The organism is Qipengyuania huizhouensis, from assembly GCF_019711635.1.
Classification (GTDB): Bacteria; Pseudomonadota; Alphaproteobacteria; order Sphingomonadales; family Sphingomonadaceae; genus Qipengyuania; species Qipengyuania huizhouensis.
In genome coordinates, this window is the sequence record NZ_JAIGNT010000005.1 from 48210 (window position 1) to 73289 (window position 25080).

Consider the following 25080-nt stretch of genomic DNA (forward strand, 5'->3'; position numbering starts at 1 on the left):
ATCAGGACTCCTTGCTTTCACCGTCGGCAGCGCCGTCGGTGGTGGTTTCGGCGTCCGCACCCGATTCCTGCTGCTGCATCAGCTTTTCCTGCTGCTCAGCGGAGACTTCGGTGCTGACTTCGTGCTCGGCTGCGCTTTCGACGAGGCCGGCATCAGCTTCCTGGTGCTCGAACTCTTCGCGATTGCGGTACATCACGCCCGGGAACGGGAGATTTTCCGGCATCGCAACCTTCACGGCATCACGAACCATCAGCCAGCCATTCTTCGCGCCCGGGACGGAGCCCTTGACGAAAAGGAGGCCGCGATCGGCGTCTGTGCGCACGATCTCGAGGTTCTGCTGCGTACGCTGGCGGTCACCCATGTGACCGGCCATCTTCTTGCCCTTGAACACGCGGCCCGGGTCCTGACGGTTACCCGTCGAACCATGCGAGCGGTGCGAGATCGAAACACCGTGGGTGGCGCGCAGACCGCCGAAGCCCCAACGCTTCATGGCGCCGGCAAAGCCCTTACCCTGAGTGTGGCCGGTGATGTCGACCTTCTGGCCGGCGACGAAGTGTTCGGCGGAAATGCGGGCACCGACGGGAAGAAGACCTTCCTCGCTATCCACACGGAATTCCGCGACTTTCATCTTCAGCGGAACCTCGGCCTTGGCAAAGGCTTCGCGCTGCGGCTTGTTCACATTCTTCTGTTTCGCTTCGCCCGATCCGACCTGGACGCCGTAATAGCCGTTACGATCTTCCGTGCGATGTGCGGTAACCTGGCAATCTTCCAGCGAAAGAACGGTCACGGGTACGTGCCGTCCGTCCTCCTGGAAGAGGCGGGTCATCCCGACTTTCTTTGCGATCACGCCTGTGCGCATCGTCAAACTCCTCAACAGAGGCACCCAAGGGCCCATCCCCAGGGTGCTTGCCAGCCCGATTGTGCGATGCGTGCCCCGTCCGGGCTGATTGCCTCCCTGGGGAAGCAGACGGGGGACGCAGTCCCGGATCAAATCCGGCGGTATCCCGATGTCTTGCCTGACCTTGCGATCCGGCGGGGCTATCGAGCGCCCCTGAGCTTTCCTGCAGCTTAAGGTCCGGCAGGTGGACCGAAATCAGTTGGCTCAGGCCAGCTTGATTTCGACGTTAACGCCTGCCGCGAGGTCGAGCTTCATCAGCGCGTCGACGGTCTGGGCGTTGGGCTGCACGATATCGAGCAGCCGCTTGTAGGTGCGCACCTCGAACTGCTCGCGCGACTTCTTGTCGATGTGCGGGCCGCGGTTCACGGTGAACTTTTCGATACGCGTCGGCATGGGAATGGGACCACGAATAAGGGCACCCGTGCGACGCGCGGTGTCTGCAATCTCACCAGTTGCCTGGTCGAGAACGCGATGGTCGAACGCCTTGAGGCGAATGCGGATATTCTGTGCTTCCATTACCTACACCGATGCGAAAGAGCCAAACGGGCCAGAAAGTGGCCCGCAAACAAAAAGAAAGGTCAGCCCCGCTTGCGAGCCCGGTTTCCCGGATGCGGGCGACCTTCCATGAATTCTCTTATCAGGGACGAATCCCCGTCTGTTGGCGCGCATATACGGGGGAGACCCCGATCTGGCAACCCCCGAATTCCGCCAAGTCGAACTTGCAGTCATCGAGAGTGACGAAATGTGCCTGACGGCAGCTTTACGTCCCTACTAAACAGCAGAAACCCGCCCCTCCCGAAGGAAGAGCGGGTCCCTGAATTTACAGTCGAAGCTTACTTCGAAATCTTCGAGACAACGCCCGAGCCGACGGTACGACCGCCTTCACGGATTGCGAAACGCAGACCTTCGTCCATAGCGATCGGTGCGATCAGCTTGACATCGATCGTCACGTTGTCGCCCGGCATCACCATTTCGGTGCCTTCGGGAAGGATCACTTCGCCAGTCACGTCGGTGGTGCGGAAGTAGAACTGCGGACGATAGTTTGCGAAGAACGGCGTGTGACGGCCGCCTTCGTCCTTCGAAAGGACGTAGACTTCGGCGCTGAACTCGGTGTGCGGCGTAACCGAACCGGGCTTCGCCAGAACCTGGCCACGCTCAACGTCTTCCCGTGCCACACCGCGGATCAGGGCACCGATGTTGTCGCCGGCTTCACCGCGGTCGAGCAGCTTACGGAACATTTCGACGCCGGTGACGGTCGTTTTCGAAGTGTCCTTGATGCCGACGATTTCAACTTCGTCACCAACGTTCACGACGCCGGTTTCAACGCGACCCGTGACAACCGTACCGCGACCCGAGATCGAGAACACGTCTTCGATCGGCATCAGGAACGGCTTGTCGACCGGGCGATCCGGGGTCGGGATGTATTCGTCGACGGCTGCCATCAGTTCCTTGATGGAGTTTTCGCCGATTTCTTCGTCACGACCTTCGAGTGCAGCCAGAGCCGAACCCTTGATGATCGGAATGTTGTCGCCATCGAAGTCATACGAGCTCAGGAGTTCGCGGACTTCGAGTTCAACGAGTTCGAGGATTTCTTCGTCATCGACCTGGTCGACCTTGTTCAGGTAAACGACCAGCTGCGGAACGCCGACCTGGCGAGCGAGCAGGATGTGTTCGCGGGTCTGCGGCATCGGGCCGTCAGCAGCGTTCACGACCAGGATGGCACCGTCCATCTGGGCCGCACCGGTGATCATGTTCTTCACGTAGTCGGCGTGACCCGGGCAGTCGACGTGCGCATAGTGGCGGTTGTCGGTTTCGTACTCGACGTGCGCAGTCGAGATGGTGATGCCGCGCTCACGCTCTTCGGGAGCCTTGTCGATGTTGGCGAAATCGACGGCCGAACCCATGACCTTGGTGATCGCCGCGGTCAGCGTGGTCTTGCCGTGGTCAACGTGACCGATGGTGCCGACGTTAACGTGCGGCTTATTACGCTCGAATTTTTCCTTCGCCATTTTACAATAACCTCTGTCTTAAAATTTGGGATTTCTGCGGGGAGGAAACGGCGCCCGCTGAATCAGGCGCCGCCCCTAGACCTGTCGGCTCGCTTACGCAAGCTTCTCCTTGACTTCCTGCGCCACGTTGGCCGGAACTTCGTCATAATGACTGAACTGCATCGTGTATTGTGCACGACCCTGGGTGAAGGAACGCAGTTCGTTCACGTAACCGAACATGTTCGCAAGCGGCACGTTGGCTTCGACCGCCTGGGCATTGCCGCGGCTGTCTGTGCCCTGGATCTGGCCACGACGTGAGTTGAGGTCGCCGATGACGTCGCCGAGATAATCCTCGGGGGTCACGACTTCCACCTTCATGATCGGCTCAAGCAGCTTGATGCCGGCACGCTCGGCCACTTCACGCATGGCGCCGCGGCCGGCGATTTCGAACGCGATCGCGCTCGAGTCGACGTCGTGGTAGGCACCGTCGTAAAGGGTTACAGTGAAGTCGATGATGGGGAAGCCGACGAGATGGCCGCTTTCGGCCTGTTCGCGGAAACCCTTCTCGATCGCGGGGATGTATTCCTTCGGAATGTTGCCGCCCTTGATTTCGTCCTGGAAGACGAAGCCCTGGCCGCGCTCACCCGGCTCGACCTTGACCTTGACTCGACCGAACTGACCCGAACCACCCGACTGCTTCTTATGGGTGTAGTCCACGTCGACCGGCTTGCCGAGATATTCACGATAAGCCACCTGCGGTGCGCCGACATTCGCCTCGACCTTGAATTCGCGCTTCATACGATCGACGAGGATGTCGAGGTGAAGCTCGCCCATGCCCTTGATGATCGTCTGGCCCGATTCGTGATCGGTGGTGACGCGGAAGCTCGGGTCTTCAGCTGCCAGGCGGTTGAGCGCGACGCCCATCTTTTCCTGGTCGGCCTTGGTCTTCGGTTCGACCGAAAGTTCGATAACCGGCTCGGGGAATTCCATGCGCTCGAGAATGATCGGAGCGTTCGACGCACAAAGCGTGTCGCCGGTGGTGGTTTCCTTCAGACCTGCGATGGCGACGATGTCGCCTGCGAATGCTTCATCGATGTCCTCGCGGTTGTTCGAGTGCATCAGCAGCATGCGGCCGATCTTTTCCTTCTTGTCCTTCACCGAGTTCAGGACGCTGCCCTTCGAGAGCTGGCCCGAATAGATGCGGGTGAAGGTCAGCGAGCCGACGAACGGGTCGTTCATGATCTTGAACGCCAGCGCGGAGAACGGCGCTTCGTCACTCGAAGGACGGGTTTGCTCTTCGTCGCTATCGGGCAGGACGCCCTTGATGGCGGGAACGTCGAGCGGCGAAGGCATGTAGTCGACGACCGCGTCGAGCAGGGGCTGGACGCCCTTGTTTTTGAACGCCGAACCGCACAGGACAGGGACGAAGTCCCGCGCCATGGTGCCCTTGCGGATCAGCTTCTTGAGCGTTGCCGCATCGGGCTCATTGCCTTCGAGATACTGTTCCATCACGTCGTCGTCCTGTTCGACGGCGGTCTCGATCAGCATTTCGCGATATTCGGCAGCCTTATCGGCGAGCTCTGCGGGGATGTCGACATAGTTGAACGTTGCGCCGAGGCCATCGTCTTCCCACACGATACCGCGGTTGTTCACGAGATCGACCACGCCCTTGAGGTCGCTTTCCGCGCCGATCGGAAGATACAGCACAAGCGGCTTCGCGCCGAGACGGTCGATGATCGACTGGACGCAGTAGTAAAAGTCGGCGCCGGTACGGTCCAACTTATTAATGAAGCACATCCGAGGCACGCCGTACTTGTCGGCCTGGCGCCACACGGTTTCGGACTGGGGTTCTACGCCGGCGACGCCGTCGAAGACGGCTACCGCGCCGTCGAGCACGCGCAGCGAGCGTTCGACTTCGATGGTGAAGTCGACGTGGCCGGGGGTGTCGATGATGTTGATGCGGTGCTTGGGACCTTCACCGTCCTCGGCTGCCCAGAACGTGGTCGTCGCGGCGGACGTGATGGTGATGCCGCGTTCCTGCTCCTGCTCCATCCAGTCCATGGTGGCGGCGCCGTCATGGACTTCGCCGATCTTGTAGGATTTGCCGGTGTAGTAGAGGATACGCTCGGTCGTGGTGGTCTTGCCGGCATCGATGTGAGCCATGATGCCGATGTTGCGGTACCGCTCCAGCGGATATTCGCGGGCCATGTGGAATTCCTCGTAAGTCGGGGGTGAGCTAGCTTGCGCCCCCATGTAGGGATTAATGTGACCGTTTCGAGGCCCTCCGATCCTTCGACAGGCTCAGGACGAGCGGGCGAAGGAGGAGAGCCCCGATACGGAACGCCTTACCAGCGGTAGTGCGAGAAGGCGCGGTTCGCTTCCGCCATGCGGTGGGCGTCTTCGCGCTTCTTCACGGCATTGCCGCGGTTGTTGGAGGCATCCATCAGCTCGCCCGAAAGGCGTGCGGCCATGGTGGTTTCCGGACGGCCACGCGCGGCCGAGATCAGCCAGCGGATCGCCAGTGCCTGGGCACGCTCGGGGCGCACCTCCACCGGCACCTGGTAGGTCGCACCGCCGACGCGGCGGCTGCGCACTTCGACCTGCGGCTTGATGTTTTCGAGCGCAGAGTGGAACACCTCCACCGGGTTCGCCTTGGACTTTTCCTCGACCACGTCGAGCGCGGTATAGACGATGCCTTCTGCAACGGCCTTCTTGCCGTCATACATCAGGTTGTTCATGAATTTCGAAAGGACCTGATCGTTGAATTTCGGATCAGGCAGGATTTCCCGCTTCTCGGGACGACGACGACGACTCATTGATTATCTCCTAAGTCCCGTGGATTACTTCGGACGCTTCGCGCCGTACTTCGAGCGCGACTGCTTGCGATCCTTCACGCCCTGCGTATCGAGCACGCCGCGAAGGACGTGGTAGCGAACGCCGGGAAGGTCGCGAACACGGCCGCCGCGGATGAGCACGACGCTGTGCTCCTGCAGGTTGTGGCCTTCGCCCGGGATGTAGGAGATGACTTCGCGCTGGTTGGTCAGGCGGACCTTGGCAACTTTACGCAGAGCCGAGTTCGGCTTCTTCGGGGTCGTCGTATAGACGCGGGTGCAAACGCCGCGCTTCTGCGGGTTCTGCTCCATCGCAGGGACCTTGGACTTGGCCTTCTGCGGAACGCGGCCCTTGCGGACCAGCTGGTTGATCGTCGGCATAGAATTCTTTCTCTTCACCGTTGGTGGTCCGGCGATTGGCTCCTGTTCCGTTCGTGCTGAGCTTGTCGAAGCACCGTCCTTCCTGAAAGGAGAGGCTTCACCAAAAACAGTACGACCCTTCGACAAGCTCAGGGCGAACGGAAAAGGGGCGGACCGCTTTCCCATGAAAGTGACGACTAGTGGTTTCGGGTGGTGTGACTGGCTTAGCCCGTCATCCCGGCGAAAGCTGGGATCGCTGCCCACAAGCGTTGCACCTGCGGCACGAGATTCCAGCTTTCGCTGGAATGACGTCTAAGCTGAAATCACTCCACCCGCGGCCACACGGCCACCGGGTTACTTTGACGGCTGCCCCAAGCGCTTCTGCAAGGCTTCCTTGCGGAAGCGCGCAGTCCTCGCGAAAGCGGGGACCGCTATCCTCACAGAGCTGCCGCAATAGAAAAGAGCCTTATCGCATGTGCGACAGGCCCCCGGGACATGACCGGCAATGTTCAGCTCTATCTGACCGCTGTTGGACGAATCCTACACCGGATGGGCGCGCACTTACTGATGAAGGGGGGATTGGTCAAGACGGTTCGGGTTTGCAAAGTCCCGCCAGCCGTTTGACAAATGTTAAGGGCTCGGCTTTTTATTGCAAAGAGTATTCGTCAAATCAGGGGGGGGCGGATGTTCTGGGTTTTGGTTTTTATCGTCGTTGCGTCCGCAGTTGCCTACGCAGTTTCCAGACAGCGCAATGCAGGGGTTGCCGTTCAGGCGGAATACGAACGCATCAAGCGCACGGACCCGGACAGCACCCTCGCCCAACTGGGCCCCAACGAATTCGAAGTCACCTTCAATGATGCGGCACGCAGGCAGAAGGCGCTGCGGCGCAACCTGACGCTCACGGGAATGCCGGTATTCTTCGCCGGAATGATTGGCGGCGGGCTGATCGGCGCCCTGCTGTTCGGCATCGAGGATGATGGCCTTGTCGGCTTCATGATCTGCATGTTCGCCGGGGCCGGTATCGCGACCGCATGGATGATGAAGCGCGAGAAGGAGAAGCTGCCCGGCATTCTCGACATCATGCGCGAACGCGTGGGGTAAGCAGGACCGCTGCCGGAGATTGGTCAAGCGCCGGTGCAATGCCCGCGCAGCCAGTCGGCCAGTTCATCCTCGGCAAGATCGCCCGATGCAAGGGCGAGCACGGTGAATAGCGCATCCCGCTCCGCAAAGGTCAGCTTGTAACCGTTGAGCCGCAGGAACAGCCGCGCGGCGATCCAGGCCGTGCGCTTGTTGCCGTCGACGAAGGGATGGTTGCGCGCAATGCCGAAGGCGTAGGCCGCCGCCAGCGCGCAAGCGTCGTCCGTGCCATAGTGCCACTGGTTGACCGGCCGGGCGAGCGCGCTCGCCAGCGCACCGGCATCGCGCACCCCAGCAGGTCCGCCATGCTCGCCGAGCTGGCGGTCGTGCACGGCAAGGATGACCGTCTCGTCGATCCAGCGGGGTTCGCTGCGGTCGGTGACTTGTTTGGACACTTATTTCGCGAGTTCGCGCAGGATATTGCGATCCTCGCGCATGATTTCCTCGGCAAGGTCCATGGTCGCAGCGAAATCGGGATCGTGCGCGGTCAAACGCATTCCGTCCGGCGCTTCGGTCAGATGCAGCGCATCGCCCGGCCCGACGCGCAAGCGGGCCAGCACTTCCTTGGGCAGGACGATCCCGGCGGAATTGCCGATGCGGGTTATCTTGAGCGTCGTGTTCATACGGGTGTTATAACGTGAAAGGGTGGAGAGCGCAAGGTGGGTGGCGGGGTGACGGGTGGCGGCGGTCTGGCCGACGAGAGTTCCTACAGGAGCGAGGTCTGCGCTCCGCCGCGCGCCCATGGTTCCGGCGTCCGGTCGAGCACCAGGTCGCCCTCCCACGGCCTGCACAGCCTCCGCGCAGTTTCGGGATCGGCATCGGTCCAGACCGTATAATCCTCCGGGCGCAGGATGACGGGCATACGGTCATGGCACTCTGCCGCTGCGCCGCAGGCATCGGTCATTACCATGGAATAGCAGCGCCCCCATTCCTCGCTGTCGCGCCAGATACCCGCGCAAGCGAACAGGTCGGCATCGGGCAGCGAAAGCCAGCTGCGCGTCTTGCCACCTTTCGGGCCTTCTGCCTCCGCCCATGCGGAAAGCGGGATGAGGCAGCGGCGCTCGGCAAAGCTGAAGCGCCAGAAGAAACTTTCCAGCTTGTCCGTGCGCGTATTGTTGACCGGCTTGGGCTTGAGCGGCTGTCCCCTCGCCCCCTTGCGCTGAAGGGGAAAGCCCCATGTCATCGACACGAGGGCGCCTTGCGCGATCACCGCACCGGGATATCCGGGATAGACCTCGTCCCCGAAGTTCGCGCCGCCCAGTTGATCGTCAGCGCGAAACCAGTTGGCGACCTCTGCATGTCCTTTGGTCATACGATACAGATTGCACATGGGTACGGGTTAGCGACGGAATGGGTATAGCCGCAAATGAAAAGGCCCGCGCTGATCAAGCGCTATTCGCTGCGCTTCGTCGAAAAGGGTGATTAGTAGATTCGCAAATATTGCGAAAATTTCTCGCTTTGATTCGAATGACTCGCAAACCCCGATGCGAATTCATTGCCCGCAAAATATTTTCACCCATTGCGCTTTTGGCCTTGCGATTTCGCAAAGCCAGCTTTGACCACGCTTCGCAGCGTCACCCCATGCAAAGCGGCGGATATAGGTCCTCATCCGACGCGTTAAATCTTTATTGACCCTCTTGCGCAGGAGTCCCCTCTGATTCAGTATCTAGTGGTCAGTCCGACTTGTGGAGAACGTGGGGAGAACAATTCTCCCGTTTGAGCATAAGGGCTGCTACGAAGGAATTGGCAACACGCGCTGGGTCCAAACCAGAAGTGTGGTGGGACACAAGTTCCATGCCTTGCTAAGCAGTCTGACCTTTCCAAAGGTCTTGACGAGATAGCTTGTCGTCCCCTGCCACCTTCATACGCTGAGCGCGCATGGAAGCTCAACACTATTTCTAGCTTTTCGTTCGACTTTTTTGCTGGCGCTGGTGGCTTCTGCCCAATCCATTCGAGTAGATTACCTCCAACGCTCAAAACGCGTTAGAGATATCGTGGGGGCGACAAGCTAACTCGTCAAACGCCATCGCTGCACAACGCTAAGTTCAACTTGAGCACGACGAAGCCGATTTCAGAGGCGTGGAGGTATGCAGCCCTTTTGGTCTGCTTCTTTCTCCGGAACCTCCCCCCTCCCCTCACCCGTTGGTTCGGCAAGGAGAATGCCATGCCCACACCACAGGGCCGAGACGACGAACCCATCCACTATGATGCCGACAAGGCGCGCGGGGCATTTTTGTTTGACCCTCAGACGCCGGGCGGCGGACATCCGTCCGCCTTGGCTTCGCGCTAACGCGCGGCGGGCGGTCGCCCTTGCGGGCTGCTGATTGCAGCCCGAGGATCATCCTGACCAAGCGCCGCAACCGGGCGATCTTTATCGCCGGACTGGTGGGGTTTGCGCTGCTCGCGCTGGTGTTCGGGGTGTTGGGTTAGGGGAACCTGAAATAGAGCGTTGTGGCTTTTTGGTTTTTTGTTGGGGACCCTCAAACGCCGGGCGGAGCGCATCCGCGCTCCTTGGCTTCCTCGCATAAGCTCGGGCGGCCGGTCGGCCTTGCGGTCGGCTAGTCGCCGACCGGGCCATTCCAGGAAGATGGGTTATGGACATTGGCCCGAACTTTCTCTGCTCCGCTGCATTGATCCGGTATGGCCGACGAAACCTCGCTCTACCTGATCTGGCACGAACCCGGGGCCGCTCCTTCCCAGCCGCTCGACCTGCATGGGGACGGGCATCCGCTGGCAGAGGGCCTCTGGCTCGTGCGCTCCGCCCTCACCCGCTCCAGGCTCTACCACCGGATCAAGTGGCAATTGCCCGAAGGCACCGCCCTCCTCTGCGCGCCGCTGGCGGACGAACCCGACAAATGGCCCAAGTTCAAGGGGATGGAAGCAGGCGCGCTGGCGTGGCTGAACGGGGATTAGGATAAAGCGCCAGATCGAAAGCGTTTTCCTACACGTCATTGCGAGCGTAGCGAAGCAATCCATAGACCATCGCCATGGATTGCCGCGTCGCCTGCGGCTCCTCGCAATGACGGGAAGCAACATGACTGAACCGACCCGCAAGATCGCCCGTCAGGCGACTTCCGCCGCCGCGCATATCTCGCCCCTGCCGGAAGACGACGATCCCCTGCTCGCCTTCGCGCCCTATCTCCATAAGCAGCCGCGTTCCAATTCCATCACACCTACGCTCCAGCGGCGCTTTGTCGCCTCGCTCGCGGCCACCGGGATCGTCACGCAGGCGGCGCTCTCCATCGGCAAGAGCATGGAGGCGCTCTACAAGCTGCGCAACAAGCCGGGCGCGGAGGGCTTTGCGGCGGCCTGGGATGCGGCGCTGGAGCGCGGGGTGCAGCGGCTGGAGGACAGCGCGCTCGCCCGTGCTATCCAGGACACGCCCGTATGGAAGACCGATGGCGACGGCGGCCTGGTCACCTATGGCACCAAGCATAACGAGGCGCTGGTGATGTTCTTCCTGCGCAACCGCCGCCCCGATCGCTATTCCGAGCATATCCGCCCCGGCCACCCCGTCTATGAACGCATCCGCCGCGAAGTTCTGGCGAGCCTGCCCGCCCGCACCCACGGCGCGCAGGGACAGGCCGGGGAAACCCGCGAATGCGCCCTTTCCCGCCACTTCGCCGACCGGCTGGCGCGGGAGGCTGTGCGTGAGGACGAGCGCGACAGAGCGCTGCCTGAGCCGGGCGACGATTAGACCTCCCCCCGCGCCGCAGCGCTGCTATGCTGCCCCCGTCATGACCACCCCGATGCCCGACATCATCGAAACCCGGCTGGAGAACGGCACCCCCGTCTGCCTGCGCCGCGTAACGCGCGATGACGAGGCGCGCATCAGGCAGGGCATCGCACGGATGAGCCCGCATTCGCGCTATATGCGCTTCTTCTCCGGCGCCTCCACCCCGCCCGACTGGGTGATCGACCGGCTGCTCGATGCCGATGGCGACATGCACCTCGCCTGGGGGGCGATCGACACATCCGACGCGGAAGAGCCCGCGATCGGTGCGGTCCACGCCTTCCGCGATGCCGAAGACCGCGGGTGTGCGGAGTTTTCCGTGGGCATACTCGACGAATGGCACGGCATGGGACTGGGCAAGATTCTCACCGCCACGCTGCTGCACGAGGCGCGGGCAGAGGGCATCGCGCGCTTCAGCATGGACACGCTGGCGGAAAACCGCAGCGCCATCGCCTTCGCCCGCCTGCTGGGCGGCGAACGCAACGGATCGGACGGCACGGTGCTGTCCTATACGCTCGGCGTGGACGAGGCTCTGGAACGGCTGGAAGCGGCCGGCGACCCTCCGGGCATCGCCGCGGTATATGCGGCGTTCCGGGGCTAAACCCGGTTAGTCAGGCCGATAGAGAGGCCAACAGCTTCCGCAGCATGAGCAGGCCGACATGGCGCGCGGAAGGAATCCGATATTTCGCTTCAACCCTGCTGCGCCGGTGATATAGTCCAGGCACCTGAGTGAGGGGAAGAGCGATCAACAAAACAATGCCTTCCGCCGTGCACCCCGCAATCCTGTGGGGACTGCGCATCGTTTCCGTGATCCTGATCGGCGGCGTGTTGCTGAGCACCAGTGATCTGAACCAGTGGTGGATTCGCATGTGGGATTTCCCCCGCGTCCAGCTGGTCGCAGCGATGGTGCTGCTGGGGCTGATCATGTGGCAGGTTGATCGTGGCTGGAGGCCCTGGCTGCCGCTGGCCATGGCGGCGCTGACCCTGTGGCAAATCTATCGCATCTACCCCTATACCCCGCTTTCCCCGACCACGGTGGCGCAGATGGACGTCGATACCGAACCGGGCGATGCGTGCTTCTCCGTCCTTTCGCTCAATGTCCTGCAGAAAAACCGCGATTATGGCGCGACGCTGGATCTGATCGAGCGGACCGATCCCGACATACTATTGCTGATGGAAACCGATCAGGCATGGCTCGATGCGGTGCAGCCTGCGGTGGCTCGATACCCTACGAAACTCGAACGGCCGATCGATAATACCTATGGCATGGCGTTCTATACCCGGCTGGAAACGCGCGATGCGATGATCCGTGACCTGGCGCAGGCCGATACGCCCTCGATATTCGCAACCATTACCGCAGGCGAACGCGATTTCCGCATGATCGCGCTGCACCCGCGCCCACCGCATCCCGGACAGGATACGGAGGAACGCGATGTCGAGCTGGTGGTTGCCGCCCGCCACGCCAGGGAATCATCCATGCCCGTCATGGCCATCGGCGATTTCAACGATGTCGCCTGGTCGAACACCACTTCGCTGTTCATGAAAACTGGCGAGTTTCTGGATCCACGCGTAGGCCGCGGCACCTTCGCCACTTTTCCGGCGAACATGATCTGGCTCGGCTGGCCGCTCGATCACCTGTTCCTGACCGACGAATTCCTGATGCGGGAGATGCAGGTTCTGCCATCGGTCAATTCCGACCACCGGCCGATCATCGCGAGGCTGTGCCTCGACCCCGCCACCGCACGCGCCGTAAATGACGGAGCGGAAGACGCCGATGCGGATGACCGCGAGGAAGCCCGCGACGTGATGGAGGAGTACAAGGAAGACGCGGTCGAAGACCGGGCACAGGGGGAATAAGCGAAGAAACCCCCGGGCCGGTCAGGCCGAAAGGAAGGCCACCAGCGATTTCACCTTCTTGGTGCGCCATTGCGGCGTGGGAGCGACGAGCCAGTAGGCGCGCGTGCCCTGTTCCGGTCCATCGAGCACTTCGAGCTGGCCTGCCTCGATCGCTTCCTTGGCGAGCAGTTCGGGCAGGATCGCCTTGCCCAGCCCCGCCATCGCGCCCGAGAGCGCCTGTCCGGCATTGCTCACCGTGACATGCGCCTGCACGCCGTCCTGCAGCGGCAGGCCCCAGTCGATCCACTTGTCCGGCGCACCCGGCGCGGCCACCGTCACCCGGCGCGCGGCGGCGAGTTCGACGCCCTGCAAATCGCCCGGGCCATCGACCAAGCGGATCGCGCAGTCGAGATTCGCTTCGGTGAAATCGGCATTCTCGTCTGCCACGAAGGCAAAGCGGATGTCGGGATTTTCCTTCGCGAAGGCGGCCAGCCGCGGGGCGAGCCACTGCGCATAGAATTCGCGCGGGCAGGCGATGGTATAGCTGTCGCTGGCCTGGCCCGCCTGCATGGCGGAGACGCTTTCCTCGAACTTGAGGAAGCCTTCGCGCAGAGCGTCGAGCCCCGCCGCGCCTTCCTGCGTCAGCTCCAGCCCCTTGCTGGTGCGGCGGAACAGCACGGTGCCGAGGTGATCTTCGAGCGCGCGAATCTGCTGGCCGACCGCGGCCGGCGTCACCGCCAGCTCGTCCGCGGCGCGGGTGAAACTGAGGTGGCGGGCCGCTGCGTCATAGACGCGCAGGGCGTTGAGGGGCAGATGCGTGCGCTTCATGGTCTCACGCGTTTAGCAATGTTGCACCGCAAAACAAGATTGCGGCGGCATGATGGTGCGAAAGGCAGGCTTAAAGCTCGGCTTCGAGCCACTGCTTGAGCTGTCCCTTGGGTGCCGCACCGCGCATGTGTGCCGCCGGTTCGCCGTTCTTGAACAATACCAGGTAGGGGATCGACTGCACGCCCATCTTTCCGGGTACTCCGGTGTTTTCCATGATGTCCATCTTGGCGATAGTCACCTTGTCGGCCAGCTCGTCCGAAAGTTCTTCCAGCGCCGGAGCGATCATCTTGCACGGCCCGCACCATTCGGCCCAGAAATCCACGAGGACGGGCTTGTCGCTATCGAGAACGTCTGTCTGGAAGCCTTCGTCGGTGACGTTGATCGTGGCCATGGGATACTCCTGAAGTCTGATGTCTTGCCCGTTCATATGGGCGCGGGGGTCAATTACTCAACGGTGCTCACAGGAAAGCTTTCCTGCCGATCCGCAAACGCGGCCTTGTAAGCGGCGAGTTTATCGGCAGGCAAGGCGATGAGTTGCGGCGTCTGGGTATAGAGCACGGCGGCCTCGACCGGGCGCCCGGGATAGATCGCTTCAAGCGCCGCGACATAGGCGGCCATCTGGCGCATGGTGCTGTCGGGTATGGTGTCTATCGAGGTCGGCGGGCGGCGGGCGGTCTTGAAATCGACCACCACCACTTTTTCGCTTGTCACCAGCAGCCGGTCGGCCGTACCCATGACGACCTGCCCATCGACCGTGGCGGCAAGCGGGATTTCCGCCAGCGCTCCCGTTCCGAAAATCTCGGCGAAGCCGGGTTCGGCAAGCACGGCAAGCGCGCGGGCGAGCATTTCCTCCCGTTCTTCCTCCGCCAGATCGGGTGCCTGATGTGCGAGCCAGGCACGCGCCCGCTCTTCGCGTTTATCACTCGTCACCTCGGGCAGGCGTTCGAGCAGCGCGTGGATCAGCACGCCGCGTCGCGCAGCCCCTGCCGCCACTTCGGGCGGGAGCGGCGGATCGCTGCCTTCGACCTCTCCAAGGCCCGATGGCGCAAGCGGACGCGGCGGGCGCGGCTCAGGGCCGACGGGCTGCCGGGCCCAGTCGGGCAGTTCCAAGACAGGTGCAGCCGCGCGCTTGTCCGTAGGCGATACGGAAGGCGCGCGTTCGCCCACTTCCCAGCGCGCCCCCCAGATCGGGTCTTCAAGCGCCGCATCGGCATCGAACAACGCCGCCAGCCGCGCATACCAGCTGTCTTCATGCGGACCGTTCTTCGCATCGCGCGGGCCGAGCGAGCCGCCGATGAACAGCGCTTCCTCCGCGCGGGTCATGGCGACATAGAGCAATCGCCAATGTTCCTGCATCGAGCGTGCGGCATTCGCTTCCTCCACCGCGCGCACCGGGCCGACCTTTTCGTCCTTGGTCAGCGAAGGAAGCGGGATGACGTTGCTCTCGGCCGAGCCGAGCGGTGTTTCCTCCAGCGACAGATCGCCCGAGGCATCAGGACGGATCGCCGCATCGGCGAGAATCACGATGGGAGCCTGCAATCCCTTCGAGCCGTGCACGGTCATGACGCGGACCTGATCACCGCCCTCACCCGCTTCGCGCTTCAGCTCGCCATCGCCCGCATCGAACCAGCGAATGAAACCCTGCAGGCTTGCCACATGGCTGCTGGCATAGGCATTGGCCGCGTTGAGCAGTTCGTCCACCGGGTCGTTCGCCTCGCGTCCCAGTCTTGCGACCAGCTTGCGTCGTCCATCCATCGGGCCGACGAGAATCCAGTGCAGCAATTGCTGCGGACTGTCGAAATCGGCGCGGCGGAGAATTTCGCGCAAAGTGTGGACGGTCTGCGCCACGAGCGGCTCGCCCGAACCGCGCAGATGCTCCCACAAGCGGATGCCCTTTTCACGCCAGCCATAGGCGAGCAGGTCTTCCTGGCTCCAGCCGATCAGCGGCGAAACGAGGAGGTTGGCGAGGGTGAGATCGTCCAGCGGCTGCGCGGCGAAACGGATTGCCGCCATCAGATCCTTTACCGCCAGCGGATTGCCGAGCCTGAGCCGGTCGACACCCGCCACCGGCACGCCATGCGCATAGAGACGCGCGACGATCAGCGAGGCAAGCTCGCGCCGCTTTTGCACCAGCACCATGACATCACCCGCGCCTGCGCGGCGGGGCCTGTCACCCTTGACCAGCGTAAAGCCTTCGCCCTTGGGATCGAGCCATTCGGCGACCTGCCGCGCGATCCGATCCGCGATCAGCCGGTCGTGCCGGGCGAGCCAGCCGTTCTCCTGCTCGCCGTCGTCATCCTCGCCCTCCGCAACGCGGACATCCTTCCACAGCGTGACGAGACCGGGCGTTTCGCTGCCGATATGTTCGCCATCGCTCTTCTCGAGGCCCAGACCCTCCGGCCCGATCGTGCGGATCGCATCGTCGACGAAGTTGAGCACGGTCTGGTTGGTGCGATAGCTGCGCTCGAGGTCGAATTCGCGTAATCGCCCCGCATTCACATCGGCGCGCGCCTGTTCGGCGGCGAGGGCTGCGGCTTCCATTCGCTCACGGAAATAGTCGCGCGCTTCGCGGAAGTTTTCCGGGTTGGTGCCCTGGAAACCGAAGATCGCCTGCTTGTAGTCGCCAACGGTGAAGATGGTTCGCACGGCATTCCCATGCGCGCCCAGCCCGTCGAAATAATCGTCCGTCAGGGCCTTCACGATGGCCCATTGCGCGCGGTTGGTATCCTGCGCTTCATCGACGAGGATATGATCGAAGCTGCGGTCGAGCTTGTAGCGGATCCAGTCGGCCATCTGGCTGGAGGAGAGCAGCCGCGCGGCGCGGTGAATGAGATCGTCGAAATCGACGAGGCCTTCGCGTGCCTTGGCCTCTTCCCAGCGCCGGGCGAAAGCGCGGCCGGCGGTCAATTGCGGCGCGAGGAAGGCAGCGAGATCGAGCAGGGAGGCACGTTCACGCACCTGTTCGACCCCCTCCACCACACGGGCGATATGGAGGCCGTAGGAGGGATCGACCTTTTCGAGATTCGACAGGCGGCTCGGCTCCCCCTTCTTGGTCAGCAGCGTGCCGAGGAACTGGTCGATCCGCGCAAGGCGTTCGCCCTCACCCGCCGCCAGCCACCCGGCAGCGAAATCGGCATTGTCGAGACCCGTCTTGCTGCCCCAATCCGCATTGATACGGCTGCAGGCGAGCAGGTCGGCGACAGGGAACACGTCATCCGAACAGGCGTCCGCCACCCAGCCTTCGTCCGCATCGACCGGGATACCCAGCAGGCGGCGTACCGGCTGATCTAGGCCATTCTGCCAGCCCGGTTGGTCCCACAATTCCTTGTGGCGCGCGCAGCGCATGAGCCAGCCGAGCACCGCATCGGGGCCCTTGCGGCGGCTCATTTCGGCTACTGCCTCGCGAATCTGCGCATCGCCCTGCGCCAGCAGGTCGGAGAGCACGTCGCGGCTGAGCAGGTCGCGGTCGCGGTCTTCCATCGGCTGGCTGCCGGGGAGCACGCCCGCCTCGCTCGGAAAGGCGCCGAGAAGATATTGGGCGAAGGCGTGAATCGTATCGATGCGCAGGCCGCCGCCCGGGCAATCGAGCACGCGGGCGAAGAGCGAGCGGGCGCGCGCCTGCGTTTCGGGATCGATGGACGCGCCGAGATGGCCCAGTTCCTTCGCCAGTTGCCCCGCGTCCATGCGTACCCAGCGCGCAAGCACCGCGTTGACGCGCACCGCCATCTCCGCCGCGCCCGCTTTGGTGAAGGTGAGGCAGAGGATCTGCGAGGGGTCTGCACCCGGCTGGAGCAGCAGCCGCAGCACTCGTGCGGAAAGGACCTGCGTCTTGCCCGTCCCGGCGCTGGCGGAAAGCCAGACGCTTTCCAGCGGGTTCACGCTAAGGCCTTGCGCACCCTCGAGGGGATAGACCTTGCCGCTCATGGCGCATCCCCCTCATCGGCCTGGCGCGGGAGCCATTCTTCGAGCCGCATCAGCTGGTCATATGTGTCGTAGGCCGGATAGTCGGGATTCTCGCGCGCGGTGAACGGCGCATCGCCCTTGATGTATTTGCCGATGGCCTCGCCCAGTTTCGCGCGGGTCAGCGGGAGGAATTCTTCCGGTTCGATGCCGCTACGCTTCTTGCCCACCTTCAGCGGCACCTCGACATAGCCGAAGCCGTGCGGGTTATCGTCCTTCGCGCGGCCAAGCGCCCAGTATTCATACGCGCCCGGCTGCCCCGGCGCATCCGTGAAGCCGTCCTGTTCGGCGATCAGCCCGAGGATGCCGAGCTGGAGCGCGAAGCCCTGCTCCACCATGGTCGCGCTGGGCGGCTTGCCGGTCTTGTAATCGACGATGGCGAGGCTGCTATCCTCCAGCCGGTCGATCCGGTCGGCGCGGCCGTGGACGAAGACATCCTCGAAATGCATCGAGCCCTTCGCTTCGACCGCCAAAACCTTGCGATCCGAATAGTTTGTGACAGTTTCCTCGATCCATTCGAGCGCCTTCTGCAGGCGCGGCTGCCAAAGACCTCGGACCAGCGGATCGGCGTTCTCCTCGTCGAGCACCTGCTCCATGATAGGCGCGATCCGCGCTGCGGGATCGACTTTCTGCGCCTTGTGCCAGCGCTCGAGGATTTCATGCGCGATATTGCCCTGCCACAGCGGATTCGGATCGGCATCGAGCGCATCCAGATCGGACAGGCCCATGATCTTCTGCGCGAAGAACTGGTATGGGTCGCCCAGCAGCCTATCGAGCGCGGTGGCGGAAATGTCGACGTCGCGCTGCTGCGGAGTGGGCCTGGGCATGGGGCGCGGGTAATCGGGGGCGGGCTCGGCACGGGTCATGGCGCGAGCGAGCGCGATGGTTTCGCTGTCCTGATGGCGAGGCAGGAGGTCGCCGAGCAGCGCCTGCACGCGCAGGAGGAAGCGGCTGGGAATAGCAGGGCCGCCCTCGTCGCGGTTCGATCGGCTCAAGACCACTTCGGGCGCACCCATCGCGCCCGCCAGGTCATGCGCGGATAGACCGATGCGAAAGTCCCCACCCGGCACCCCAAGCGCACGCAGGACCGGCGGGGCGAGCAAGGCATCGATACTCCCCCGCGCAGGCCACACCCCCTCGTTCAGGCCAGCACAGATCACGAGGTCCGCCCGGTTCATCCGCGCTTCGAGCAGGCCCAGCACCTGCACCCGCGCATGGCCGCCATAGGGCGGGCGCACCGCACGTTCTTCCATCGCATCGGCAAGCACCGCGGCGACATCGCGGGGGGCGACGGCAAAACCGGATTCGCGTGCGTGGAGACGAAATTCCTCGACGAATCCGGCGAGCGTGCGGCCATCTTCCTGCGCCCAGAGCTTTTCGCCGCACAGCGCCTCGGCACTGGCTGCGAGCGTATCGATCAATTCGGCGAGGCTGGCGGGCGTTTCACGGTCGATCTCGACCAGCGGAACCAGCCGCTCCTCGGCAATCGCCCACCATTCCGCCATTTCGGGGTGGCGCCGGGAGAGCCTGGCGATTTCCGCGCGTGCCGGTTCGAGCCCGGGCGTGAGGCGCGGTCCGCGCAATTCGCGCTCCAGCCTGCGCAGGCGCCGCAGCCAGACGCCGCGCTCCATCCCGCCATCGACCAGTGGGTGACCGAGCAGTGCCATCAGCGGCACCGCCCGCGCGCCTTCGGCCATGACTTCGGCAGCGAGCAGGAAAGCACGGCCCGCGGCAGTGTGCGAAAGCGGACGTCCGGCGGAATCGTCGGCAACGATGTTCCAGCGCGCGAGGTGATGCACCACGCGCCTTGCAAGCGGGCGGTCGGGCGTAACCACGGCGACGCGCCTTTCCGGCTCCGCCAGCGCCTTGCGCACCAGCAGCGCGATCGCCTGCGCCTCCTCCTCGGGATTGGCGGCTTCCATGATGCGCACGCCGCCAAGGCGACGCTTCTCGGATGGCAGGTCGACCCAGACCTTGCTCGCTTCGGGAGGGAGGAACAGCGCAGAGATCGCATGGCTGCGCTCGGGCGGCGCAGCGGTCATGCCCTTGCGGTGCCACGGCTGCACTTCCTCGCGCGCCACGCCCATGCGGTTCAGCAGTAGCTTGAGGTGATACTGGGGATGCGTCACCGCGTCCTCACGCGCGAAGGCGGTGTCTTCCGGCGTCGGGCGATCGCCTGCGCGGCCAAGCTCGTTCCACACCGCTGCATCCATGGTGAGATCGAAATCGGGAAGAATTACCGCACCTTGCGGCAGTTCGCTCACAACCCGTAGCAGCTTGGCGAGCGCGGGCGCGGCGCTGGTGACACCTGCCGCGACGATGGGCGATGCGGGCGGGTTCGCCTTCCACGCCTCGCGCGCCTTGTCGAACAGGCGGTTGCGGCGCGCGGCGGCGTCGAGCACATAGTTTTCGCCCAACCATGCCAGCCATTTGACCTGGACGTTGGCGAAGAGCCGGATCGAATCCTGCCAGTGCCTCGACAGGTCCGGGAAAATGCCGACGACCTTATCGTCAAGCAGTTGTTCCGGCCCGACATCCTCGACCAGCAGGCGGTCCATGGTCGCCCCAGCTTCGCGCGCCAGCCGCAGCAATGTCGCGCCCTTGGGAGCTTCTTCCCCCATCTCCTCCGCGATCAGGCGGGCAAGCGCGAACATGCGGCGCTGCGGGTCGATGGCGGGCGGGATTTCGCTGGCCCCCAGAGGATCGAGCAGTGGCCCGATCGCCTCGTCGAGATCGAGATCGCCCACCACCGCCATGCGCGGCATCAGCAGGCCCGCCCGCCCCTCTTCTCCGGCGTGGCGAATGAAAGCCTCGGACACGGTGCGCCGCGCGCGGCTGCTTGGCAAAAGCAAGGTGAGCCTCGCCAACCCGAGTTCGGGATCGGAATAACGCGGTACCAGACCCGCGACGAGCGCATCGGCAAAGCCCCGGTGCGCGGCTATGGAATAGACACGCGGCCCGGCCCGCCCTTCAGCCACCCGTCAGGGCCTCTTCGGTCGGTCTGATGTGTGCGGGCGTGCCGACTTCGTACCACATGCCGGTGAAGGCGACGCCGTAAAGGCGGCCTTCCCCGATAGCGCGGTCCCACAGGATATTGGTCGAGAACTTGCCCTCGGGCGCATCGCGCAGGAGACGGTGCGAAACGAGCTGGATGCCAGTGTAGATGAAGGGCGCGATGCGGCCCGGCAACTTGCGCGTAAGTCGACCCGCACCGTCCATGTAGAAATCGCCCGTACCGTCGAAATTCTTTGCCCGGGCATGCGTCACCACCAGCAGCAGCGCGTCCATCTTCTCAGGATCCCAGGCATCGGAAAGATCGGCGAAGGCATTGCGCGGCCCGTCAAGCCAGACGCTATCCGCATTGCAGGCGTAGAACGGATCGGGCAGCAGGCCGGCGTCATTGGCCTTCACCATGCCGCCGCCGGTCTCGAGCAATTCCTCGCGCTCGTCCGAAAAACTCACCGCCGGACATTTTCGTGGCTTCAAATGCGCTTCGATCGATTCGGCGAGATAGTGGACATTGACCACCGCCTTCTCGACTCCCGCATCCTCCAGCCGGTCGAGTGCACGATCGATCAAAGGCTTCCCGGCGACGCGAACCATCGGCTTGGGCGTGGAGGCCGTGAGCGGCCGCATACGCTTGCCGAGACCAGCAGCCATCAGCATTGCCGTATCGGTGACAAGTTTGCTCAAGCGATCTCTCCACCATGGGCATCGCGAAGCGCCTGCGGGATATTCGCATCGAACCATGCAGCGACCGGCGCCATCGCCTCATGCGCAAGATCGCGCTCCATCGCCTTCCAGACGCGCGGGATCATGCCGAGATAGCGCGGTTTTCCGTCACGCTTGTAAAGCCGGGTAAAGATGCCGACGATCTTGGCATTCCGCTGCGCGCCGAGCCGCGCGTAATCGGCCTCGAAATGCTCGCCGGGATCGGCCGCGGCGCGATAGCGGCATAGCATATCGTGTTCGAGCTGTTCGGATACGTCCCGCCGAGCGTCCTGCAGAAGGCTGACGATGTCATAGGCGCGATGTCCTACCAGCGCGTCCTGGAAATCGATTAGTCCCTGTTCGCCAGCCAGCTTGCCCTCATCGAGCAGCATGATGTTCTCCGCATGATAATCACGCAGGACCGTGACGCCCGGGTCCTGCCGCGGGAGCATTGGCGCGAGCGCCTCCTCCCATGCTCTGGTCCAGCCCGCTTGATCGACACTCAGGCCGGCTGCAGGGCAATACCATTCGGTGAACAGCGCCGCTTCGCGCTGATAGACCGTCATATCATAGGGCTCGAACGGGCCGGACGGCAGGCGGTGAAGCTGGACCAGCGCATCGATCGCCTTGGCGTAGATATCGTGTTCGTCGCCTGGGTGGTCGTCGATCCATTCTTTCATCCGCGTGTCGCCGAAATCTTCCGTCAGCACCCAGCCATTGGCGGCGTCCTCGCGGTAAATCTGCGGTCCGCGCAGGCCGTTGTCGTTCAGCCATTTCGCGACATGCAGGAAAGGACGGGGATCTTCATGCGGCGGCGGCGCATGCATCAGCATCGCGCTTCGGTCGCCTCTACGGATGCGGAAATATCGGCGGAAACTGGCATCCCCGACCAGCGGGGCGATTTCGGCACCTTCCCAGCGGCTTGCACCGAGAAAGCCGTGAATGTCTTCGAGTAACGCGTCGCTCATGGGATGCGGCTTTGCCAAGCCTCGCCCGGCTTCACAATGGCCTGCCTGCCCTCGCCCACCGTTTCCAGCGCAATTGCGAGACAAGTCGGCTCATGCTCGAAACCGCCCGCATGATCGGGCCATTCTGCGATCAATACGGCTCCCTCGCGGTAGTCGTCGAGGCCAATCTCCTCGGACTCCGAAGGATGTTCCAGCCGGTAGAAATCGGCATGGACCAGTGGCACCGGCAGATGGTCATAAGTCTCGACGATGGTGAATGTCGGTGATGGCACTTCGCCTTCGTGCCCAAGCGCGGCAATGATCGCGCGCGCCAATGTCGTCTTCCCCGCTCCCAGACCGCCGGAAAGCGCCACCACGTCGCCCGGTTCCAGCCTGGCAGCTATGCGCGCACCGAATTCCTGCATGGCGGCAAGGTCGGGAAGAGGAACCGTCACGGCAGCGTGATCGTCGCCGTAGTGCCGGCATTTTTGCGGGTCTGGAATTCGAGCGTTCCGCCATGCGCCTCGATCAGCTGACGCGCGAGCGGGATGCCGAGGCCATGGCGGCGTTCGATACCCTTGCCGTCGGCGCTCATACGGATGCCCTCGAGCGCGCGGGCAAGTTCATGCTGGCTCATCCCCTCGCCATTGTCGGAAATCGCGATGCGATTGAGCCCTCGCCGCTTGGCAATGTCGATCAGGATACGCCCGCCGCGCGGGGTGTGCGTGATGGCATTGTCCAGCAGATGGCCGATCGCGCGTTGCAATTGCTGGCGATCCGCCTCGACCACCTTGTTCGCGTTTCCATTGAGGTCCAGCGTGAGCCCCCCGCCGATTATCGCCTGTTCACGCTTCCTGACGATCTGTTCGATGAAAGGCAAAAGTTCGACCTTCGTTTTGCGCAAGGGCATCAGGCCGGCTTCCGACTGCGAGAGATCGAGTACGTTTTCGACCTGTTCGGTAAGCTTGCCGACCGAAGTGGTAATCGCCTGGACATATTCGCGGGCCTGCGAACTGAGATCGCCCGCGATGCCCTGTGCAAGCAATTCCGCGAAGCCGCCGATCGACGTCAGCGGCGTGCGGAATTCATAGGACATGTTGGCGAGGAAACGGGTCATGACCGCATCGGCCTCTTCCAGAGCCCGGTTGCGTTCGCGCAGCGCCTCTTCGGCCTGCTGCGAAGCGGTCACGTCCAGCACTGTGAGCAGGCCGTTGCCGTCCGGTAACGGCACGCCGGCATAGGTCAGCGTGCGGCCATCGGCGAGTTCGATGCGTCCATCGCGCTTCTTGCGGTCGAGCGTGGCTGCGCGGATCGTCTGCCCGATTTCGGAAATAGCCTTCGGATCGGCAAGCTGCTTGGCGATTTCCGCAAGCAATTGCTCGGCCTGCGGGTGGCCGTCCAGCACTTCGCTTTCCAGCCCCCATGCGATGGGGAAACCGCGGTTCCACAACTCCAGATGGCCGTCGGGTGCAAACACGGCCAGCGCTTCGAACAGGCTGTCGAAGGTTGCCGTGCGCGTGCGCAGCAGCGTGTCGCGCGTGGCCGAAAGTGCGAGCTGTTCGGTGCGGTCTTCCGCGATCAGGACGAGGCCGCCATCCGGCAGCGGCTGGGCGACGATGCGCAAATGGGTGCTGTCCGGAAGCGGCCAGTTGACCTCCTCCGGCTCGTCCATAAGGAACCACTCGGCCATTTCCTTGCGCCAGGCGGGAAAATCGCGGACCTCGGGAATCTTTCCGTTCTCGCGGGCGATCGTCAGCATCTGGTCGAAGCGGATGCTCTCGGACACGACGCCCGGCGGCAGAGAGAAAACCCGGTGGAACGGCTGGTTGGCGAAGCTCATCCTTTGCTGCGCATCGAACTGCGCCACACCGATGGACAGCTGGTCGAGCATCGAGCGCTGGGCTTCGCGGAAGGCGCGGAATTCGCGCGCCTGCTCTTCCATTTCCTCGATATCGATCGCGTATCCGGCGATGCCTTCGCCCATCAGCGGCAAGTCGGTGACCCGCACCGTGCGGCGGGCATTGTTGATCGTGGCGGACAGGATGCGCTCGATGGGCTGGCGGCGGTCGGCCGATTGCTGAGCGACCTGTGCCGCGGTGCGTCCGCCCACCTTCTCCACCAGTTCGATCTGTTCGGCGACGACCTGGTCCGCGCTTTGTGCACCGACCGCTTCGACATAGGCCTTGTTGACGAGGCGAAGCTGCATGTCCCCGCCGCGGAACCACATGGGCATGGGCGCGGCCTCGATCAGCCCGACCAAAGCGCCGAAATCGTCGCGCGCGCGGGCCGCCTCCTCGCTCAGGCGGGCGAGCTCGTCTTCGGTTTCGGTAAAATCGAATACCCAGATCAGCGCCGCGCCGCTGGGCGAGACGGCGGGATCAGCCAGCGCGCCGCGCAGGGCGAGCGATTTCTGCGAGCCGGGCGGGCGCAATGCCATCTTGAACGGCCTTGCACTCTTCTGCGTGCGGCGGACATGCGCGGACAGGCGTTCGACCTGTTCTTCCGAAAGCCCTATCCCCTCGGGACCGGCCAGTTCGCTGAGATATTCGGGCACCTTCTCGAGCCCGATCCAGCGCGCGAAGCGGTCGGGTGCCTCGATCCGCCCATCCACACGCACCAGCAGCGGGATGGCGGGGCCCTCCTCGACCATACGGGAAAGCCGCCTTGCCGCCTTGCGATGCGCCTCGGCCTTCTGCGTGTCGCGGCTCGCCTTGAGCATCAGCGACACCGCCCAGCCGGTCCACAGCGCAAGCAGCACGCCGATGACAGGCAGGAATACGGGCGAGATTTCCATTACGTGCCAGCTATTCTGCCAGCGTCACGGATGCAACCGGAATGCTGGCGGCCCCGC

The 25080-nt window shown here is 63.4% G+C and carries 22 protein-coding genes; 5 read left to right on the forward strand and 17 right to left on the reverse strand.

Annotated elements, in window-relative coordinates:
- Position 1: 1 nt before the first annotated feature.
- From rplC to rpsL, 6 genes are all read right to left on the reverse strand, one after another.
- Positions 2 to 859, reverse strand: coding sequence for a 50S ribosomal protein L3 (rplC, locus tag K3180_RS06285; RefSeq protein ID WP_221539105.1), 858 nt, complete (start codon positions 857 to 859; stop codon positions 2 to 4).
- 243 nt (positions 860 to 1102) lie between these two features.
- Positions 1103 to 1414, reverse strand: coding sequence for a 30S ribosomal protein S10 (gene rpsJ, locus K3180_RS06290; protein WP_006831877.1), 312 nt, complete (start codon positions 1412 to 1414; stop codon positions 1103 to 1105).
- Positions 1415 to 1731: 317 nt separating this feature from the next.
- A complete protein-coding gene (gene tuf, locus K3180_RS06295; RefSeq protein WP_221539107.1) occupies positions 1732 to 2907 on the reverse strand; it encodes an elongation factor Tu in 1176 nt (391 codons plus the stop codon).
- 93 nt (positions 2908 to 3000) lie between these two features.
- Positions 3001 to 5094, reverse strand: a complete 2094-nt coding sequence (fusA, locus tag K3180_RS06300) for an elongation factor G (protein WP_221539109.1) — start codon at positions 5092 to 5094, stop codon at positions 3001 to 3003.
- 137 nt (positions 5095 to 5231) lie between these two features.
- The gene (gene rpsG / locus K3180_RS06305) at positions 5232 to 5702 is read right to left on the reverse strand and encodes a 30S ribosomal protein S7 (protein ID WP_221539111.1); all 471 of its coding nucleotides are present in this window, start codon (positions 5700 to 5702) and stop codon (positions 5232 to 5234) included.
- 24 nt (positions 5703 to 5726) lie between these two features.
- A complete protein-coding gene (gene rpsL / locus K3180_RS06310; protein ID WP_006831873.1) occupies positions 5727 to 6098 on the reverse strand; it encodes a 30S ribosomal protein S12 in 372 nt (123 codons plus the stop codon).
- A 663-nt stretch (positions 6099 to 6761) separates the two neighbouring features.
- Here rpsL and K3180_RS06315 point away from each other — a divergent pair.
- Positions 6762 to 7178, forward strand: coding sequence for a hypothetical protein (locus tag K3180_RS06315; RefSeq protein WP_221539112.1), 417 nt, complete (start codon positions 6762 to 6764; stop codon positions 7176 to 7178).
- A gap of 23 nt (positions 7179 to 7201) precedes the next feature.
- Here the strand turns inward: K3180_RS06315 and K3180_RS06320 are convergent, their stop codons facing one another.
- From K3180_RS06320 to K3180_RS06330, 3 genes are all read right to left on the reverse strand, one after another.
- Positions 7202 to 7609 (reverse strand): type II toxin-antitoxin system death-on-curing family toxin, encoded by a 408-nt coding sequence (locus K3180_RS06320; RefSeq protein ID WP_345719432.1) that lies wholly within the window; start codon positions 7607 to 7609, stop codon positions 7202 to 7204.
- Positions 7610 to 7837, reverse strand: coding sequence for an AbrB/MazE/SpoVT family DNA-binding domain-containing protein (locus K3180_RS06325; RefSeq protein ID WP_221539113.1), 228 nt, complete (start codon positions 7835 to 7837; stop codon positions 7610 to 7612).
- A gap of 83 nt (positions 7838 to 7920) precedes the next feature.
- Positions 7921 to 8544, reverse strand: coding sequence for an SOS response-associated peptidase (locus tag K3180_RS06330; protein ID WP_221539115.1), 624 nt, complete (start codon positions 8542 to 8544; stop codon positions 7921 to 7923).
- Between the two features lie 1310 nt (positions 8545 to 9854).
- On the opposite strand from K3180_RS06330, the gene K3180_RS06335 reads away from it, so the two are divergent.
- From K3180_RS06335 to K3180_RS06350, 4 genes are all read left to right on the forward strand, one after another.
- The gene (locus K3180_RS06335; RefSeq protein ID WP_221539117.1) at positions 9855 to 10127 is read left to right on the forward strand and encodes a hypothetical protein; all 273 of its coding nucleotides are present in this window, start codon (positions 9855 to 9857) and stop codon (positions 10125 to 10127) included.
- A 121-nt stretch (positions 10128 to 10248) separates the two neighbouring features.
- Positions 10249 to 10911: a hypothetical protein gene (locus K3180_RS06340; protein ID WP_221539120.1), complete on the forward strand. Its 663-nt coding sequence runs from the start codon at positions 10249 to 10251 to the stop codon at positions 10909 to 10911.
- Positions 10912 to 10951: 40 nt separating this feature from the next.
- The gene (locus K3180_RS06345) at positions 10952 to 11548 is read left to right on the forward strand and encodes a GNAT family N-acetyltransferase (RefSeq protein ID WP_221539122.1); all 597 of its coding nucleotides are present in this window, start codon (positions 10952 to 10954) and stop codon (positions 11546 to 11548) included.
- Positions 11549 to 11703: 155 nt separating this feature from the next.
- A complete protein-coding gene (locus tag K3180_RS06350) occupies positions 11704 to 12804 on the forward strand; it encodes an endonuclease/exonuclease/phosphatase family protein (RefSeq protein WP_221539124.1) in 1101 nt (366 codons plus the stop codon).
- A 21-nt stretch (positions 12805 to 12825) separates the two neighbouring features.
- Here K3180_RS06350 and K3180_RS06355 read toward each other — a convergent pair whose 3' ends face one another.
- The 8 genes from K3180_RS06355 to K3180_RS06390 form a co-directional block, all read right to left on the reverse strand.
- Positions 12826 to 13611, reverse strand: a complete 786-nt coding sequence (locus K3180_RS06355) for a LysR substrate-binding domain-containing protein (protein WP_221539126.1) — start codon at positions 13609 to 13611, stop codon at positions 12826 to 12828.
- A 70-nt stretch (positions 13612 to 13681) separates the two neighbouring features.
- Entirely contained in the window at positions 13682 to 14002 is a 321-nt protein-coding gene (gene trxA / locus K3180_RS06360) for a thioredoxin (protein WP_221539128.1), read from the reverse strand.
- A 53-nt stretch (positions 14003 to 14055) separates the two neighbouring features.
- Positions 14056 to 17535 (reverse strand): double-strand break repair helicase AddA, encoded by a 3480-nt coding sequence (gene addA / locus K3180_RS06365; RefSeq protein WP_221539130.1) that lies wholly within the window; start codon positions 17533 to 17535, stop codon positions 14056 to 14058.
- The gene (gene addB, locus K3180_RS06370) at positions 17532 to 20549 is read right to left on the reverse strand and encodes a double-strand break repair protein AddB (RefSeq protein ID WP_221539132.1); all 3018 of its coding nucleotides are present in this window, start codon (positions 20547 to 20549) and stop codon (positions 17532 to 17534) included. The genes addA and addB overlap by 4 nt, the downstream gene beginning before the upstream one ends.
- On the reverse strand, positions 20542 to 21264 hold the full coding sequence (locus tag K3180_RS06375; RefSeq protein WP_221539134.1) for a nucleotidyltransferase family protein: 723 nt from the start codon (positions 21262 to 21264) through the stop codon (positions 20542 to 20544). Before K3180_RS06375 ends, addB begins: the two co-directional genes overlap by 8 nt.
- Positions 21261 to 22250, reverse strand: coding sequence for an aminoglycoside phosphotransferase family protein (locus tag K3180_RS06380; RefSeq protein WP_221539136.1), 990 nt, complete (start codon positions 22248 to 22250; stop codon positions 21261 to 21263). Before K3180_RS06380 ends, K3180_RS06375 begins: the two co-directional genes overlap by 4 nt.
- Positions 22247 to 22684: a tRNA (adenosine(37)-N6)-threonylcarbamoyltransferase complex ATPase subunit type 1 TsaE gene (tsaE, locus tag K3180_RS06385; RefSeq protein WP_221539138.1), complete on the reverse strand. Its 438-nt coding sequence runs from the start codon at positions 22682 to 22684 to the stop codon at positions 22247 to 22249. Before tsaE ends, K3180_RS06380 begins: the two co-directional genes overlap by 4 nt.
- A complete protein-coding gene (locus K3180_RS06390) occupies positions 22681 to 25023 on the reverse strand; it encodes a PAS domain-containing sensor histidine kinase (RefSeq protein ID WP_221539140.1) in 2343 nt (780 codons plus the stop codon). Before K3180_RS06390 ends, tsaE begins: the two co-directional genes overlap by 4 nt.
- Between the last annotated feature and the right edge of the window lie 57 nt (positions 25024 to 25080).

Excerpts from the sequence above, each read along its gene's own strand:
- rpsL (WP_006831873.1), bottom strand. The coding sequence starts at position 6,098 with ATGCCGACGATCAACCAGCTGGTCCGCAAGGGCCGCGTTCCGCAGAAG.
- K3180_RS06335 (WP_221539117.1), top strand. The coding sequence starts at position 9,855 with ATGGCCGACGAAACCTCGCTCTACCTGATCTGGCACGAACCCGGGGCC.
- tuf (WP_221539107.1), bottom strand. The coding sequence starts at position 2,907 with ATGGCGAAGGAAAAATTCGAGCGTAATAAGCCGCACGTTAACGTCGGC.
- K3180_RS06350 (WP_221539124.1), top strand. The coding sequence starts at position 11,704 with ATGCCTTCCGCCGTGCACCCCGCAATCCTGTGGGGACTGCGCATCGTT.
- K3180_RS06380 (WP_221539136.1), bottom strand. The coding sequence starts at position 22,250 with ATGAGCGACGCGTTACTCGAAGACATTCACGGCTTTCTCGGTGCAAGC.
- K3180_RS06390 (WP_221539140.1), bottom strand. The coding sequence starts at position 25,023 with ATGGAAATCTCGCCCGTATTCCTGCCTGTCATCGGCGTGCTGCTTGCG.
- trxA (WP_221539128.1), bottom strand. The coding sequence starts at position 14,002 with ATGGCCACGATCAACGTCACCGACGAAGGCTTCCAGACAGACGTTCTC.
- K3180_RS06325 (WP_221539113.1), bottom strand. The coding sequence starts at position 7,837 with ATGAACACGACGCTCAAGATAACCCGCATCGGCAATTCCGCCGGGATC.
- K3180_RS06345 (WP_221539122.1), top strand. The coding sequence starts at position 10,952 with ATGACCACCCCGATGCCCGACATCATCGAAACCCGGCTGGAGAACGGC.
- fusA (WP_221539109.1), bottom strand. The coding sequence starts at position 5,094 with ATGGCCCGCGAATATCCGCTGGAGCGGTACCGCAACATCGGCATCATG.
- rpsJ (WP_006831877.1), bottom strand. The coding sequence starts at position 1,414 with ATGGAAGCACAGAATATCCGCATTCGCCTCAAGGCGTTCGACCATCGC.
- rpsG (WP_221539111.1), bottom strand. The coding sequence starts at position 5,702 with ATGAGTCGTCGTCGTCGTCCCGAGAAGCGGGAAATCCTGCCTGATCCG.
- K3180_RS06330 (WP_221539115.1), bottom strand. The coding sequence starts at position 8,544 with ATGTGCAATCTGTATCGTATGACCAAAGGACATGCAGAGGTCGCCAAC.
- K3180_RS06355 (WP_221539126.1), bottom strand. The coding sequence starts at position 13,611 with ATGAAGCGCACGCATCTGCCCCTCAACGCCCTGCGCGTCTATGACGCA.
- K3180_RS06340 (WP_221539120.1), top strand. The coding sequence starts at position 10,249 with ATGACTGAACCGACCCGCAAGATCGCCCGTCAGGCGACTTCCGCCGCC.
- addA (WP_221539130.1), bottom strand. The coding sequence starts at position 17,535 with ATGAGCGGCAAGGTCTATCCCCTCGAGGGTGCGCAAGGCCTTAGCGTG.
- K3180_RS06315 (WP_221539112.1), top strand. The coding sequence starts at position 6,762 with ATGTTCTGGGTTTTGGTTTTTATCGTCGTTGCGTCCGCAGTTGCCTAC.
- rplC (WP_221539105.1), bottom strand. The coding sequence starts at position 859 with ATGCGCACAGGCGTGATCGCAAAGAAAGTCGGGATGACCCGCCTCTTC.